The sequence below is a fragment of the Escherichia sp. WS568 genome (genome assembly GCF_046486085.1).
GTDB classification, from domain to species: domain Bacteria; phylum Pseudomonadota; class Gammaproteobacteria; order Enterobacterales; family Enterobacteriaceae; genus Escherichia; species Escherichia coli.
The window spans coordinates 131,394-146,388 of sequence record NZ_JBJQMC010000001.1 but is presented as its reverse complement, the minus strand read 5'-3'; the positions used below and the strand labels follow the sequence as shown (position 1 = coordinate 146,388).

The following is a 14,995-nucleotide window of genomic DNA, read 5'->3' as shown; positions in this document are numbered from 1 at the left end:
CTTTACCTTTAATCAAACGAAAGACGTTTACGTGCACGGGAGGCAGGTTTTACGACAGCCCGAGCCATCGCCTCACCAATTTCTGCACATGCCGTAAGTCCCTGTACGAATGGCTGGTCGTGCATCAACCAGGGCAACGCGCCGAACGCTACGCGCCCACGAATTTCTTCGGGTTGCTGTAACGTATAATCTTCGCCAACATCAGGGATTTCATCCCCTGTTTTCTGTAATTGTTCGCGTAGTCCAGGGAAAGGAATATCTTTCACTTTAAGCGGACGCTGCCCGCGGGCATCAATAAAAACGTCAAACGAGTAGCTATTGTCTTCCGTTTTCAGGACGGTGCGCGACTCATTAATTTCCATTTCGTAGTCTTCACCGAGGGCGAGAATATGAATGATTCCCGCTTCACGTAAGGCCAGCAGCCGACGAATAGACTCTGAAGGGATTGCCGCATAATTATCTATGAAAACTCGGGCAAGGCCTTTACTGAACCGTTTAGTTCATTCAGATGTGGAACAATTTCCTGTACTGCTTCATGCAGGCGCAGAATGACATAACGCCAGGGAACAGTATGTTTTTCTCGTTTATTGCGTTCGACTTCCTGGAGATTTTTTTCTGCCCAGTCAAATGGGTCGCGTTGTTTGCGCTCGGCAAACCAGGCTTGAGCAAAGGAATCAACATTCAGGCTCTCTAAGGCTATGCGTTGGCTCCAGTCTGGATCAGCAAACTTGATTTCCTCTACTATCAATCTAAATACCCGATCCAAAAGGCCCTTTTCGCCTTTTTGAATCTCAGCATTTAATGCCTGATCAGTGACGATGTGTAAGGGCTCGTAGGGAATAGGGCAATAGAAATCGGCTTCGGGTAAAATACCCGTGCGCGACATTAACGTAATATTTAGCTTTTCACTTGCGTTATCGCGGTGAAAAATGACGTGTTGTTTATCATCTTCAATGAACGAACCATGCTGAATAGCCACTGCCATTGCCGCATCCAGTCCGCTCAAGGATGTTCCCATAATACCCACGTTACACGCATCGACCTTTGCTTCCATCAGGCCTGACCACGGGCTGGGAAAATACGTTCTGGTTGCTTCTTCTTCATCAGGCCAGACGTGACCCGTGGCAATCACCGCTAAATCAAACGTCTCGCTGGGTAAATCCTGATTTGTAGCGATCATGACGCCAGCATTTGTAATTTGCAGATCGGTAACCTGGCATGATTCATAAACAGCCACTGCAAATTTTTGCTGTCGTGCCTGGTCTACTAATCGTAAAAATTGATCGCGGAAATATTCGCCCAGCAGAATTCGCGGTAAAAACTGACGATCGTGCAAGGTTTCTTTTTTAACGCCATAACGTTGGAGATGGCTGGCTTCTTGCTTTTGTAGCCATTCGAGATACGTACAATAAATCGGCGGTATTTCAATACTGGCAATATTTGCCAGCATCAGTTTTGAGTTTTCCTCATCACTGTATGGCATCCCGACACCGGCTTCATCAGCCTGCTCGAAGATAGAAATAGAAAGTGGCGTTTGTTGCTGTAGAAGCGAGAATAAGGTGTAGATCCCCGTAGGCCCGGCACCCACAATAGCAATTTTTTTCATTGTTACTTACCTGTACGCATTCTTTCGAATTTAGTGTTATCAGATAAGTTTGGTTGAGATTTTTAGAATTTGAGAAATTTCAGACAGGGATGAAAAGGGCGCTAACCGCCCTTGATTAAATTCTGTCAGGCGAGTTTTGCCTGATTGATTTGACTCAGTGGCTCATTGACATCGAAAACTTTGGCGACAACTTCCTCAACGCCGAGATTTTTCAGTCGGGCAGTATGTTTTTCCAGATAGGCAAGGGCGCTTTTTTCATCAGTAAAAAGGTAGATCCCACCGGCTTCGTGGTTCTTTTCACTTTCTGTCCATACCTTCCACAGAAAACCAGGTTCCTGATTAATCGACTCAGCAAGAGGTTTAAGCTGCTCAGCCATTGCGTCGCCAAATGGGCCATTGAAAGAAAAATGAAGTTGTAACAAAGTTGCCATAGCGATTCTCCTACTGATAACGCATACGAAGACAGTGTAAATCTTTTAACGTATTGGATACAGAGAAGAAACAGAGGGAAAAAAGGAGAAGACCAGATTAAGAAAATCTGGTGCGTCCGAGTGGACTCGAACCACCGACCCCCACCATGTCAAGGTGGTGCTCTAACCAACTGAGCTACGGACGCAGGATGGTGCGTTCAATTGGACTCGAACCAACGACCCCCACCATGTCAAGGTGGTGCTCTAACCAACTGAGCTATGAACGCAACGTTGTAGGTGACAACGGGGACGAATATTAGCGGCAGAGTGGGAAGGTGGCAAGAGGCAAAACGTAATTTTCTGCGTTATTTCGACCGTTTGCAGAGCTTTTAAGCAAATTGGCTATATTTTGTTGATTTGCAAGGGCGATTTTTATTCAGGATCGCATTTACATCTGATACAACCCAATAATCCGTGTATCAGAGTTTAAACAGAGTTGTTTGCCACCATCTCAAATCTGTCGTGGATAAATCCTTCGTAGCCTTTACACTTAGGTAGCAATAAAGGCACACAGATGCAGCAAAGGAATAAATCATGGGATCTGATGCGAAAAACTTGATGAGCGACGGGAACGTGCAAATTGTTAAGACCGGCGAGGTCATTGGCGCGACGCAACTTACTGAAGGCGAGTTAATTGTTGAGGCTGGCGGAAGAGCCGAAAATACCGTGGTCACGGGGGCTGGCTGGTTGAAAGTGGCAACCGGTGGGATCGCCAAATGCACACAGTACGGCAACAATGGCACGCTATCGGTCAGCGACGGTGCCATTGCCACAGATATTGTTCAGTCCGAGGGAGGCGCAATTAGTCTCTCTACGCTCGCTACGGTTAATGGCCGCCATCCCGAAGGTGAATTCAGCGTTGATAAAGGTTATGCCTGCGGTTTGTTGCTGGAAAATGGCGGTAACCTGCGTGTACTGGAAGGCCATCGCGCGGAAAAAATTATTCTCGATCAAGAGGGTGGCCTGTTGGTCAATGGGACAACCTCAGCGGTCGTGGTAGATGAAGGTGGTGAATTGTTGGTGTATCCAGGTGGGGAAGCCAGCAATTGTGAGATTAATCAGGGCGGCGTTTTTATGCTGGCGGGGAAAGCCAATGATACGTTGCTTGCTGGTGGCACCATGAATAATCTCGGTGGTGAAGACTCTGACACTATTGTTGAGAATGGAGCCATCTATCGTCTGGGGACGGATGGTCTTCAGCTCTACAGTTCCGGTAAGACGCAAAACCTGTCCGTTAATGTGGGTGGTCGGGCTGAAGTGCATGCCGGTACGCTGGAAAATGCGGTAATACAAGGTGGGACAGTGATCCTGTTGTCACCCACCAGCGCGGACGAAAATTTTGTCGTAGAGGAAGATCGCGCACCGGTTGAACTGACCGGTAGTGTTGCATTACTGGACGGCGCTTCAATGATTATTGGCTATGGCGCAGATCTGCAACAATCAACGATTACTGTACAGCAGGGCGGTGTATTGATTCTCGACGGCAGTACGATAAAAGGTGACAGTGTCACTTTCAGTGTTGGTAACATCAATCTCAATGGCGGAAAACTGTGGCTAATCACTGGTGCGGCAACGCATGTGCAACTTAAAGTGAAACGCCTGCGCGGAGAGGGAGCGATTTGCCTGCAAACCAGTGCGAAAGAAATTTCACCTGACTTCATCAATGTGAAAGGGGAAGTTACTGGTGATATACACGTTGAGATAACAGATGCCAGTCGGCAAACTCTGTGTAACGCACTGAAACTACAGCCAGACGAAGACGGGATTGGCGCAACGCTCCAGCCTGCGTAAAAACACAGGCGCAACCCGTGAAGGTTGCGCCTTGTCTTTACTAGCGAGCTGCTCGTTGCAGAATGATGGCTGACGGCAGACGTTGCAGGAACCGCATACGCAGCATCATCATAATGGCTGCCGAAGTCAGGCCAATAATAAAGCCTATCCAGAAGCCTGCTGGCCCCATAGGTTCAACGACCAGATCGGTCAGTGCCAGAATATAGCCGCTTGGCAAGCCCAGCACCCAGTAAGCCGTAAAGGTGATATAGAAAATGGAACGTGTATCTTTATAACCACGCAAAATCCCACTGCCAATCACCTGGATAGAGTCAGAAATCTGATATACCGCCGCCAGCAGCATCAAATGCGCAGCCAGCGTTACAACCTCGGGATTGTCGTTGTACAACAGGGCGATTTGCTCTCGCAGTGAAACCGTGAATATGGCCGTCAGGGTTGCCATACAGACACCCACCATAAGCCCGGTCCGCGCAGCGGTTTGCGCATCCAGCGTTGAGCCTTGACCCAGACGATAACCTACGCGGATAGTTACCGCTGCCGCCAGCGACATGGGAAGCACGAACATCAGTGAACTAAAGTTCAGGGCAATCTGATGTCCTGCGACATCAACAATACCGAGCGGAGACACTAACAGAGCCACGACGGCAAACAGCGTTACTTCAAAGAACAGTGCCAGCGCAATTGGCAAACCGAGTTGAATCAGTCGTTTCATAACCGCAGGATCGGGCTTCGCGGTGCCTTTTTCGTTACGAATATCGCGCATCGAGCGGGCGCGTTTAATGTAAGAAACCATGGCAAGGAACATGACCCAATACACCGCCGCAGTAGCCACGCCACAACCAACGCCACCGAGCTCAGGCATACCGAAATGACCATAAATAAAGATATAGTTCACCGGAATGTTCACCAGCAGGCCGATAAAGCCCATCACCATACCCGGCTTGGTTTTTGCCAGACCTTCACACTGGTTACGGGCAACCTGGAAGAAAAGATAGCCCGGCGCGCCCCATAGCAACGCACGCAGATAACCCACGGCTTTGTCCGCCAGAGCCGGATCGATGTTTTCCATGGAGCGGATAATGTAGCCTGCATTCCACAGCACCAGCATAATGAGAACGGAAACAAAACCTGCCAGCCAGAAACCTTGTCGCACCTGATGCGCAATGCGCTCACGTCGACCGGAGCCATTTAATTGCGCGATAACCGGCGTTAATGCCAGCAGCAGTCCGTGACCAAAGAGGATCGCCGGAAGCCAGATAGAAGTTCCGATAGCGACCGCCGCCATGTCGGTGGCACTATAGCCGCCCGCCATCACGGTATCGACAAAACCCATCGCAGTTTGGGCGATTTGCGCGAGAATCACCGGGATTGCTAATGCTAATAACAGACGCGCTTCACTGATATACTTCTGCACGTGAACACCTTTTATTTGTAGTTATATGAGAGACTAAAAAGCCGCCTGAATGGGCAGCAAAAAGAAGAAGCAGGGGAAATTCAGTCTATTGTAGCGAGGATTTATTAATTCTCCAGAGAAAAAATAGCCATTCTTACCCCTTCACTGGTAAGGGCGTTTTCCACCTGCTATTGTGCTGAACAGAATGTCTTAACTGATTTCAGGAGTTGTAAGTATGTTTACGGGGATTGTACAGGGCACCGCAAAACTGGTGTCGATTGACGAGAAACCAAATTTTCGCACGCATGTGGTGGAGTTACCCGACCACATGCTGGACGGTCTGGAAACCGGTGCTTCCGTGGCGCATAACGGTTGCTGCCTGACCGTGACGGAAATTAACGGCAACCATGTCAGTTTTGACCTGATGAAAGAAACGTTACGCATTACTAATCTTGGCGATTTAAAAGTGGGGGATTGGGTAAACGTTGAGCGTGCGGCGAAATTCAGCGATGAAATTGGCGGACACTTAATGTCAGGTCATATTATGACCACCGCTGAAGTAGCGAAAATATTAACCTCGGAAAATAATCGTCAGATCTGGTTTAAAGTCCAGGATAGTCAGTTGATGAAATATATCCTGTACAAAGGATTTATTGGCATCGACGGTATTAGCCTGACCGTCGGCGAAGTCACGCCAACGCGTTTTTGCGTCCATTTAATTCCGGAAACACTGGAACGCACGACTCTTGGGAAGAAAAAACTTGGCGCACGCGTCAACATTGAAATCGATCCACAAACTCAGGCAGTGGTTGATACGGTAGAACGTGTGCTGGCGGCACGAGAAAATGCCATGAATCAACCAGGTACAGAAGCCTGAACTGAAATCGCCCCCGGAGCGGGGGCGATAGAATAGCCTCTAGCGAGCGACTCGAAGGCCGTTTTCGACTCCGCGAGAGAACACCACCTGCCAGAGCTGAATATCACGTGCGCGGAAAGCACCTGCACAGGCATTCAGATAATAGGTAAACATCCGTTTAAAGCGTTCACTGTAGTTATCCGCAATTTCTGGCCATGCGGCGAGGAAACGTTCATACCACGCCATCAACGTAGTATCGTAATCAGCACCGAAGTTATGCCAGTCTTCCATCACAAAGTGGGGTTCGCTGGACTGAGCAATCTGGCGTACAGAGGGCAGGCAACCGTTCGGAAAAATATATTTATTAATCCAGGGATCAACATTCAGATCGGTTTTTTTCGAACCGATGGTATGGAGCAGGAATATACCTTCCGGTTTCAAATTACGATCCACCACCGCAAAATAGGTATCGTAATTTTTCGGTCCGACGTGTTCGAACATCCCCACAGAAACAATACGGTCAAACTGGTCGTTCAGGTCACGATAATCTTGCAGCAAAATGGTGACATCCAGGCCTTCACAGCGTTCCTGAGCCATTTTTTGCTGTTCGGCAGAAATGGTTACGCCGACCACGCTTACGTCATAATTAGACGCCATGTAGTGCGCCAGTCCGCCCCAGCCACAGCCAATATCCAGTACGCGCATCCCTGGTTTTAACTGCAATTTTTCACAAATCATTTTGAGCTTCGCCTGCTGGGCAGATTCCAGATTATCGGCATCTTTCCAGTAAGCACAGGAATATTGCATGAAGGGATCAAGCATGCGGCTGAACAAGTCATTACCCAAATCGTAATGCTCTTTGCCGACTATCCAGGCACGTTTTTTACTCTGCAGATTGAAGAGACGAGCGCCGGCAATACGCAGCGTGTCTTTGAAATGATGGGGGAGTTGGTTCTCGAGACCTGCGCGTAAGACTTTGCTAAAAAACATATCCAGTCGGTCACATTCCCACCAGCCATCCATATAACTTTCGCCTAACCCCAACGATCCTTCCTGCAGAACGCGTTTAAAAAAATCGGGGTTTTTGACACGAATATCCGCCGGGGCAGAACCGTTAATGGCTATACCGGCACGGCTAAGTAATTCGTTGGCGATACGGTACCAGTTGTCATCCGGTACACTGACTTCTTCTATACACGATGAACTCATAGTTTCTCCATCACTGGTCGGTGATCAGAACCTTAAAACAGCGTAGACGCTTTTTGGGCTTTGTGAGAAATCTCGCAGAAAAAACCGCGAGTCTATAATCCGACGTAGAACAGAGGGAAAGGAGGAACCCTTGCCGAAATGACCATCCATAGTGAGTCGGGAACGATCCTGTCCCCGTAAAAACATAATATTTATCGTAGCTTTAACAACTCGAAATTAGTATAGGCCGCTAATTTCAATCATACAACAAAATTTTGTTAGCAGCCTAAGTATAAGTATATCGATATAGATCAGTGTGATTCGCTATGAGCGACTTCGGCATTGCCATGATTCTGGCAGCCAACTTCTTCACAACGTTGCATCATGTAACCCAGAGCGACCAGCACTACTGTTGATAACATCACGCTGGTGGTGGTGAGCAATGGCGTGCTGATACTGATAAGCCAGGAAACTACCAGACTTGCGAGGAAGCACAGACCCAGTTGCAGAGTGTTCTGCAACGCTGCGGCGCGACCAGTTGCATGTGGGAAGGGACGCAGCGCCTGAGCGACAACAATCGGGTAGATCGCACCGTTGGCAATCGCCATCACACAGAATGGGATCAGGATTTCGACTAGCGACACATGGCTAATGAAGCCCGCAGCCCAGGTCGCAATGACGCTGACAGCAAACAGTACCAGCAACCACGGTAATAACTGCTTGCCTTGCCATTTCTGCAGTGCGGCGCGACAGCCATAACCACCAATCAGAAACGCGATAGTTTGCGGGACATAACTTAAACCAATAACTGCCGGGCTGTAACCCATTTCACTAAGGATGAACGGTGAGCCGGTCAGCCATGCAAAAAAACTGGCTGAACAGGCCGCATATATCAGCACGTTGCCGCGATAGGTTTTAGAACGTAGCAGGTCGGTAAAGGTCAGACCATCCTGACTATTGTTACGGGCCTTCGTCGTGGGTTTGAGCCAGAAAATAGGCAGAATCAGCACCACGGTAATGGCAAACAGGGTGGCGAAAATCGCCTGCCAGGAAAAATGGACCAGCAGCCAGCTTCCTAACAGAGGAGCCAGTGCCGGAGATAGACCCACCAGCGGCATGATGGTCGCAAAAATACGGTTAACTTTCTGTGAAGGATAATAATCCGTCACTAACGCTTGCCAGATAACCGCCGCGGCGCAGACACCCACAGCCTGTACAAAACGCAATACCAGCAGCGTAGCGGCGTTTTCTACCCACAGCATCCCCAGACTACCTAACGCAAAAATTGTCAGGCCGATGAATAATACCGGTTTACGACCATAACGGTCGGAGAGCGGCCCCCACAGAAGCTGGGCTGCGGCAAATCCGGCAAGGAACAGACTAAGGCTGGCACTGACAGCAGACGCAGGCGTTTGCAGGTCGGCCTGTATGGCGGCGAAAGCAGGCAGATACATATCGGTTGCCAGAAAACCGAGTACGCTCAAACCTGCCAGCCAGACTAAAAATCTTTTCCCAGGTTGCATGTATATTCTCTAAATCTCTCAATTAAACACCGCCGCAAAGTGTAGGGAGTGAAATTAGTGTTGTGAAACGGTAATATTTGATGACTGGTTTCAAAAATTTTGCAGGCAGACTATGTGGTCAGAATATTCACTCGAAGTTGTTGATGCGGTAGCGCGTAATGGTAGTTTTAGCGCTGCGGCACAGGAGTTGCATCGCGTTCCTTCTGCGGTCAGCTATACCGTGCGTCAGCTGGAAGAGTGGCTGGCGGTGCCGCTGTTTGAACGACGTCACCGTGATGTGGAACTGACCGCTGCCGGGGCGTGGTTTCTCAAAGAAGGGCGCTCTGTTGTCAAAAAAATGCAGATCACCCGGCAGCAATGTCAGCAGATAGCGAACGGCTGGCGCGGTCAGTTAGCTATCGCAGTGGATAATATTGTCAGGCCAGAACGTACACGGCAGATGATCGTTGATTTTTATCGCCATTTTGATGATGTCGAACTTCTTGTCTTTCAGGAAGTGTTCAACGGTGTCTGGGATGCGCTTTCCGACGGGCGCGTGGAACTGGCGATTGGCGCAACACGCGCGATTCCGGTAGGTGGTCGTTATGCCTTCCGGGATATGGGGATGCTAAGCTGGAGTTGCGTTGTTGCCAGTCACCACCCGCTGGCGTTGATGGATGGCCCGTTCAGCGATGATACGTTGCGCAACTGGCCGTCATTGGTGCGCGAAGACACCTCGCGAACGCTACCTAAACGTATTACCTGGTTGCTGGATAACCAAAAAAGAGTTGTCGTGCCTGACTGGGAATCATCGGCAACCTGTATCTCGGCAGGATTATGCATAGGGATGGTGCCAACACATTTCGCCAAACCGTGGCTTAATGAGGGGAAGTGGGTAGCACTAGAACTGGAAAACCCCTTCCCGGATTCGGCATGTTGTCTGACATGGCAGCAAAATGATATGTCGCCTGCGTTAACCTGGTTGCTTGAGTATCTCGGCGATAGTGAGACGCTGAATAAGGAGTGGCTGCGGGAGCCGGAAGAGACTCCCGCAACGGGTGATTAACGACGATAGTCGCGGAACGGGCCGTCAGCCACGGAGCGGCGTTCAATCAACCGCGGATGCACTTCAATGGATTGCGGTTCTTCGCGTTTATTGACGATACGATCCAACAGCATGTTGAACGCCGTTTCGCCCAGCGAATCTTTTGGCTGATGGATCGTGGTCAGCGCTGGCGTAAAATAGCGGGCGTTGCGCACGTTATCATAACCGATCAGCGAAACATCCTGCGGCACGCGCAGACCCATTTCATCAGCAGCACAAAGTGCGCCCATTGCCATGATATCGCCACCACAGAAGACGGCAGTAGGGCGATGCGGTTGCGACAGTATTTGCTGCATGGCGCGATAACCGGATTCAGGTTCAAAGTCACCCTGTACAATCCAGCTTTCCGGCACTTTGATCATCGCTTCTTCCATCGCCTTCATAAAACCGGCAAGGCGGCCTGCGCCGGTGTTACGTTCCAGCGGGCCAGGGATAACGCCGATTTCGCGGTGACCGCGTTCTATCAGATAACGCCCGGCCATGTAGCCGCCTTCGAACGCGTTATCAATGACCGCATCGGTGAAGTCAGCTTTTGCTTCACCCCAGTCCATCACCACCATTGGGATATGGCGATACTCTTCCAGCATCGCCAGCAACGGCTCTGGGTACTCAGAACACATCACCAGCAGACCATCGACGCGTTTTTGCGCCATCATCGACAGATAAGCCCGCTGTTTCTCAAGATTGTTCCACGCATTGCCCAGAATCAGGGTGTAACCTTTCTGGAAGCAATTTTTTTCAACCGCTTCAATGATCTCGGCAAAATAGGCCGCTTCGCTGCTGGTCGCCAGCAAACCGATAGACTTGGTGTGGTTAACCTTCAGGCTACGCGCCACCGCGCTAGGGGAGTAGTGTAATTCTTTAATCGCTGCCCACACGGCGTTGCGCGTTTCTTCAGCGACGAAACGTGTTTTGTTGATCACGTGTGACACAGTTGTAGTGGAAACGTTTGCTCGTTTCGCTACATCTTTTATTGTTGCCATTCCATTTCACTCCAGACCCTAACTTCAGCTCCTGCAAAATCGCAAGGTAAACGTTTGCCTTTACACACCTTACGCACAACAAAAGTGTTGCGGTACGCCGGAAAAACGACACGGAGCGTCAGGAAGGGGTCAATGGCCAGTACGCAAATAGTGTAAGCGTGGAATTTTGGCCGATCTTGACGAAAAGGGGAAGTGGTAAAAACACTTATCATTATAAATGACGGGAGATTTTTTCATCACAGTGTGTAAAAATGCGTAATATCACTTTTTGTGTGGTAATAAAAAAGGAGAAAACTTGATGAGCACCGACCTTAAATTTTCACTGGTAACAACGATTATCGTCCTCGGTTTGATCGTGGCCGTGGGTTTGACTGCCGCGCTGCACTGATTTCCTCTCGAGGGAGCGCGTTCTCCCTCGCATCTCCTTCCTGTTTGTTAGCAAAATGGCAAAAGTGTTTTCTCTTTTTGTTATTTTCATTTTTTTGTGATTGCTGTCATGCTTTCGCCACTTTAATGAATACCGCGTAATGACGCGAAGAGGTGGAGATAAGGCATGAAAATTAACTATCCGTTGCTGGCGCTGGCGATTGGCGCGTTTGGTATCGGGACAACGGAGTTCTCGCCAATGGGCTTATTGCCCGTCATTGCGCGCGGTGTGGATGTCTCGATTCCCGCTGCCGGAATGTTAATCAGTGCCTATGCAGTTGGCGTAATGGTTGGCGCGCCGCTGATGACGCTTCTACTTTCTCATCGTGCTCGCCGCAGTGCGTTGATTTTCCTGATGGCGATTTTCACGCTCGGCAACGTACTTTCCGCCATCGCGCCGGATTATATGACTCTGATGCTTTCACGCATTTTGACCAGCCTGAATCACGGAGCATTTTTTGGTTTGGGTTCAGTTGTGGCCGCAAGCGTGGTGCCAAAACATAAACAGGCCAGCGCAGTTGCCACTATGTTTATGGGGTTAACCCTGGCAAATATCGGTGGCGTGCCGGCGGCGACCTGGTTGGGTGAAACCATCGGCTGGCGGATGTCATTTCTGGCAACGGCGGGGCTGGGAGTGATTTCAATGGTAAGTCTGTTCTTCTCATTACCTAAAGGTGGCGCAGGGGCGCGACCTGAAGTGAAAAAAGAGCTGGCGGTATTAATGCGTCCGCAGGTGCTGTCTGCATTGCTGACGACGGTACTGGGAGCTGGTGCAATGTTTACCCTCTACACCTATATCTCTCCGGTACTGCAAAGTATTACCCACGCAACACCGGTGTTCGTTACGGCAATGCTGGTGCTGATTGGTGTCGGATTCTCTATCGGTAACTATCTCGGCGGCAAACTGGCAGATCGTTCAGTTAACGGCACGTTGAAAGGCTTTTTGTTGCTGCTGATGGTGATTATGCTGGCAATCCCGTTCCTGGCCCGCAATGAGTTCGGCGCAGCTATTAGCATGGTGGTGTGGGGCGCTGCAACCTTTGCGGTCGTACCGCCGTTACAGATGCGCGTGATGCGTGTCGCCAGTGAAGCGCCAGGTCTGTCTTCATCAGTCAATATTGGTGCCTTTAATCTTGGAAATGCGCTGGGAGCAGCTGCTGGTGGTGCGGTAATTTCCGCTGGGCTGGGATACAGTTTTGTGCCGGTGATGGGGGCGATTGTCGCGGGACTGGCATTATTACTGGTGTTTATGTCAGCCAGAAAACAACCTGAAACAGTTTGCGTTGCCAACAGCTAATTAAACAAAAACGCAGAAGGATAACCTTCTGCGTTACAGTTGCTGGCAACGTGCGATTTATCTTGCCGGATGCGGTGTTAACGACTCATCCGTGTTGGCATGGTAAGCGAAGCGCATCAGGCAATGCTGCATTTGCCATCAGTTATTATGCAGCGAGATTTTTCGCTACGAATTCCCAGTTCACCAGCGCCCAGAAGTGCTCCAGATAGCCAGGACGTGCATTGCGATAGTCGATGTAATAAGCGTGTTCCCAGACATCAACGGTCAGCAGCGGAGTTGCATCGGTGGTCAGTGGAGTACCCGCGTTAGAGGTTGAAACGATAGCCAGCTTGCCATCGCTGTTTTTCACCAGCCAGGTCCAGCCAGAACCAAAGTTTTTGATCGCTGCATCAGTAAACTGAGCTTTGAAATCGGCAAAGCTGCCAAAAGATGCGGCGATAGCTTCAGCGACTTTTCCAGTCGGTTCGCCACCCGCGTTCGGTGCCAGGCAGTTCCAGTAGAAAGTATGGTTCCAGACCTGAGCTGCGTTGTTGAATACGCCACCTTCAGAGCTGCGAATAATCTCTTCCAGTGATTTACCTTCAAACGCGGTACCTTTAATCAGGTTGTTCAGGTTAGTCACATAAGTCTGATGATGCTTGCCGTAGTGATACTCGATGGTTTCCGCAGAAATGTGCGGTGCCAGAGCATCTTTAGCATATGGTAGTGCAGGTAATTCGAATGACATTGCTACTCTCCTTTATTATTAATTTGCATACGTACAATAGCCTTATTGTGCGTATGGATAGGGTAGCAAATTAAAAGGTGAGACAAAAGATGAACTTACCCTGTTGCCGTAACAACAGGGTAAAGTTTTAGCGAAGTGTTTTTGGGGTCATTACCCGGCGAGCGCCAACATAGTGGCGCTGCCAGTAGTCTTCACTGAGAGAAGTGATTTGAATTTCCTGACCCGTACGCGGTGACTGAATAAATTTGCCGTTGCCGACATATACGCCGACATGATCGGCTGTACCGCGTCCCTGAGTACGGAAAAAGACCAGGTCGCCGTTTTTCAGTTCACTACGTTCGATTGGCGCTGCATCTCGCAGGTGATACATTTCATTCGCCGTACGCGGAATACGAATTTTCACCAAATCTTTATAAGCGTAATAAACCAGGCCGCTGCAATCAAAACCGGTACGCGGTGAGCTGCCGCCCCAACGATATGGCTTACCAATTTGCTGCATCAGTTTATTCATTGCCACTTTCGTGGCTTTTTGCACCTTCGCTTTGTGCGCGTCGGCAAGGGTTCCTGACGCGGCATTTTTGACTTTCACACAATGCGATTTATAGCCCTTACGTTTGGTACACTTTTCGGTAAAGTTGGCTGAGGCCGTTTTATTGACGGCGTGTTTGCTGCGAGTTTTGGCGTTTTTAGAAGCGGTAATGGAAGATTTTTTAACGGAAGAAGCGGTTTTGCTTTTGATCGTACTTTTACTGGCGGCTTTTTTCGCTGTTTTCTGGCTGGCTTTCTGGGTCTTTTTGGTGGTTGCCGTGCTTTTCTTTTTATCTGCTTTTTTGGTGATATGAGTAGTAGCAGAACTCTCCCTGGCTTGCTTTGAAGCATGGGCCATAGGCGTTAAAGGCAGGGTGGTAAAAAGTAAAGCACAGAGCGTGATCGAAATACGGTTTATCCGCGCCACTGAGCGTCCCTCTGTTAAGGCAGGTCTATCATGCCTGCGTCTGATTTACAAAACTTGATGATTCTAATGCATAGAAGAAGAGAAAGTTAATAGCTTTTATTGTTAAAAAATACGTTTCGTTGGCGAGCGCAAAAAAATGCAGCAGTGAAAGCTAAAAATGGTTATAAACACGCCAGTTTGCCGTGCATAAGGGAAGAAACGAATATTTGAAATGCAACAAATAGAACAAAGGGATAAAATAGCAAAAGCGTGATGAAAATGTTATTTTCCGATGCCGCACTGACCCGCTACAATGTCAGATTACTGCCGTAAAGAAGTTTGAGGAAGCAAGACAATGAGCACCACTATCGAAAAAATCCAACGCCAGATTGCTGAAAACCCGATCCTGCTGTACATGAAAGGTTCACCGAAACTGCCGAGCTGCGGTTTCTCTGCCCAGGCAGTCCAGGCGCTTGCCGCATGTGGCGAACGTTTTGCCTATGTTGATATCCTGCAGAATCCGGACATTCGTGCGGAACTGCCGAAATATGCTAACTGGCCGACCTTCCCGCAACTGTGGGTTGACGGCGAGCTGGTCGGCGGTTGTGATATCGTGATCGAAATGTATCAGCGTGGCGAACTGCAGCAGTTGATCAAAGAAACTGCCGCTAAATACAAGTCTGAAGAGCCGGACGCTGAATAATCCGTCCTGCAATA

Annotated in this window: 13 protein-coding genes, 2 tRNA genes and 1 pseudogene; 6 read left to right on the top strand and 10 right to left on the bottom strand. The window is 49.3% G+C overall.

Going from position 1 to position 14,995, the window contains the following annotated elements; translation table 11 throughout:
* Positions 1–8: 8 nt before the first annotated feature.
* The 4 genes and pseudogenes from ACJHWR_RS00700 to ACJHWR_RS00685 all read right to left on the bottom strand — a co-directional run bounded on the left by ACJHWR_RS00700 (position 9) and on the right by ACJHWR_RS00685 (position 2,303).
* Positions 9–1,606, bottom strand: a pseudogene (locus ACJHWR_RS00700) (FAD-NAD(P)-binding protein).
* A 125-nt stretch (positions 1,607–1,731) separates the two neighbouring features.
* Positions 1,732–2,037: a monooxygenase gene (locus ACJHWR_RS00695; protein WP_000212678.1), complete on the bottom strand. Its 306-nt coding sequence runs from the start codon at positions 2,035–2,037 to the stop codon at positions 1,732–1,734.
* 108 nt (positions 2,038–2,145) lie between these two features.
* Positions 2,146–2,222: transfer RNA gene (locus ACJHWR_RS00690), tRNA-Val, on the bottom strand.
* Between the two features lie 4 nt (positions 2,223–2,226).
* Positions 2,227–2,303 (bottom strand) — tRNA-Val (locus ACJHWR_RS00685).
* Positions 2,304–2,610: 307 nt separating this feature from the next.
* Here ACJHWR_RS00685 and ACJHWR_RS00680 point away from each other — a divergent pair.
* The gene (locus tag ACJHWR_RS00680; protein WP_000534264.1) at positions 2,611–3,867 is read left to right on the top strand and encodes an AIDA repeat-containing protein; all 1,257 of its coding nucleotides are present in this window, start codon (positions 2,611–2,613) and stop codon (positions 3,865–3,867) included.
* A gap of 40 nt (positions 3,868–3,907) precedes the next feature.
* Here the strand turns inward: ACJHWR_RS00680 and mdtK are convergent, their stop codons facing one another.
* Positions 3,908–5,281 carry a multidrug efflux MATE transporter MdtK gene (mdtK, locus tag ACJHWR_RS00675; RefSeq protein ID WP_001174939.1) on the bottom strand — a complete coding sequence of 458 codons (1,374 nt, stop codon included), beginning with the start codon at positions 5,279–5,281 and terminating at the stop codon, positions 3,908–3,910.
* A 214-nt stretch (positions 5,282–5,495) separates the two neighbouring features.
* On the opposite strand from mdtK, the gene ribE reads away from it, so the two are divergent.
* Entirely contained in the window at positions 5,496–6,137 is a 642-nt protein-coding gene (ribE, locus tag ACJHWR_RS00670; RefSeq protein WP_000493947.1) for a riboflavin synthase, read from the top strand.
* Between the two features lie 39 nt (positions 6,138–6,176).
* Here the strand turns inward: ribE and cfa are convergent, their stop codons facing one another.
* Both cfa and punC read right to left on the bottom strand, forming a co-directional pair.
* Positions 6,177–7,325: a cyclopropane fatty acyl phospholipid synthase gene (gene cfa / locus ACJHWR_RS00665; protein ID WP_000098896.1), complete on the bottom strand. Its 1,149-nt coding sequence runs from the start codon at positions 7,323–7,325 to the stop codon at positions 6,177–6,179.
* Positions 7,326–7,615: 290 nt separating this feature from the next.
* Entirely contained in the window at positions 7,616–8,827 is a 1,212-nt protein-coding gene (punC, locus tag ACJHWR_RS00660; RefSeq protein WP_001182339.1) for a purine nucleoside transporter PunC, read from the bottom strand.
* 112 nt (positions 8,828–8,939) lie between these two features.
* On the opposite strand from punC, the gene punR reads away from it, so the two are divergent.
* Positions 8,940–9,872: a DNA-binding transcriptional activator PunR gene (punR, locus tag ACJHWR_RS00655; RefSeq protein ID WP_000269501.1), complete on the top strand. Its 933-nt coding sequence runs from the start codon at positions 8,940–8,942 to the stop codon at positions 9,870–9,872.
* Here punR and purR read toward each other — a convergent pair.
* Positions 9,869–10,894 carry an HTH-type transcriptional repressor PurR gene (purR, locus tag ACJHWR_RS00650; RefSeq protein WP_000190982.1) on the bottom strand — a complete coding sequence of 342 codons (1,026 nt, stop codon included), beginning with the start codon at positions 10,892–10,894 and terminating at the stop codon, positions 9,869–9,871. The genes punR and purR overlap by 4 nt on opposite strands.
* 298 nt (positions 10,895–11,192) lie before the next feature.
* Here purR and cydH point away from each other — a divergent pair, with 298 nt between their 5' ends.
* Entirely contained in the window at positions 11,193–11,282 is a 90-nt protein-coding gene (gene cydH, locus ACJHWR_RS00645; protein WP_000102278.1) for a cytochrome bd-I accessory subunit CydH, read from the top strand.
* 165 nt (positions 11,283–11,447) lie between these two features.
* Complete coding sequence (locus ACJHWR_RS00640) at positions 11,448–12,617, top strand: MFS transporter (protein ID WP_000701040.1); 1,170 nt, start codon at positions 11,448–11,450, stop codon at positions 12,615–12,617.
* A gap of 145 nt (positions 12,618–12,762) precedes the next feature.
* Here the strand turns inward: ACJHWR_RS00640 and sodB are convergent, their stop codons facing one another.
* Complete coding sequence (gene sodB, locus ACJHWR_RS00635) at positions 12,763–13,344, bottom strand: superoxide dismutase [Fe] (RefSeq protein ID WP_000007283.1); 582 nt, start codon at positions 13,342–13,344, stop codon at positions 12,763–12,765.
* A 127-nt stretch (positions 13,345–13,471) separates the two neighbouring features.
* On the bottom strand, positions 13,472–14,299 hold the full coding sequence (gene mepH, locus ACJHWR_RS00630; protein WP_000101179.1) for a peptidoglycan DD-endopeptidase MepH: 828 nt from the start codon (positions 14,297–14,299) through the stop codon (positions 13,472–13,474).
* Positions 14,300–14,633: 334 nt separating this feature from the next.
* Here mepH and grxD point away from each other — a divergent pair, with 334 nt between their 5' ends.
* Positions 14,634–14,981, top strand: a complete 348-nt coding sequence (grxD, locus tag ACJHWR_RS00625) for a monothiol glutaredoxin 4 (RefSeq protein ID WP_000108172.1) — start codon at positions 14,634–14,636, stop codon at positions 14,979–14,981.
* Positions 14,982–14,995: the final 14 nt, after the last annotated feature.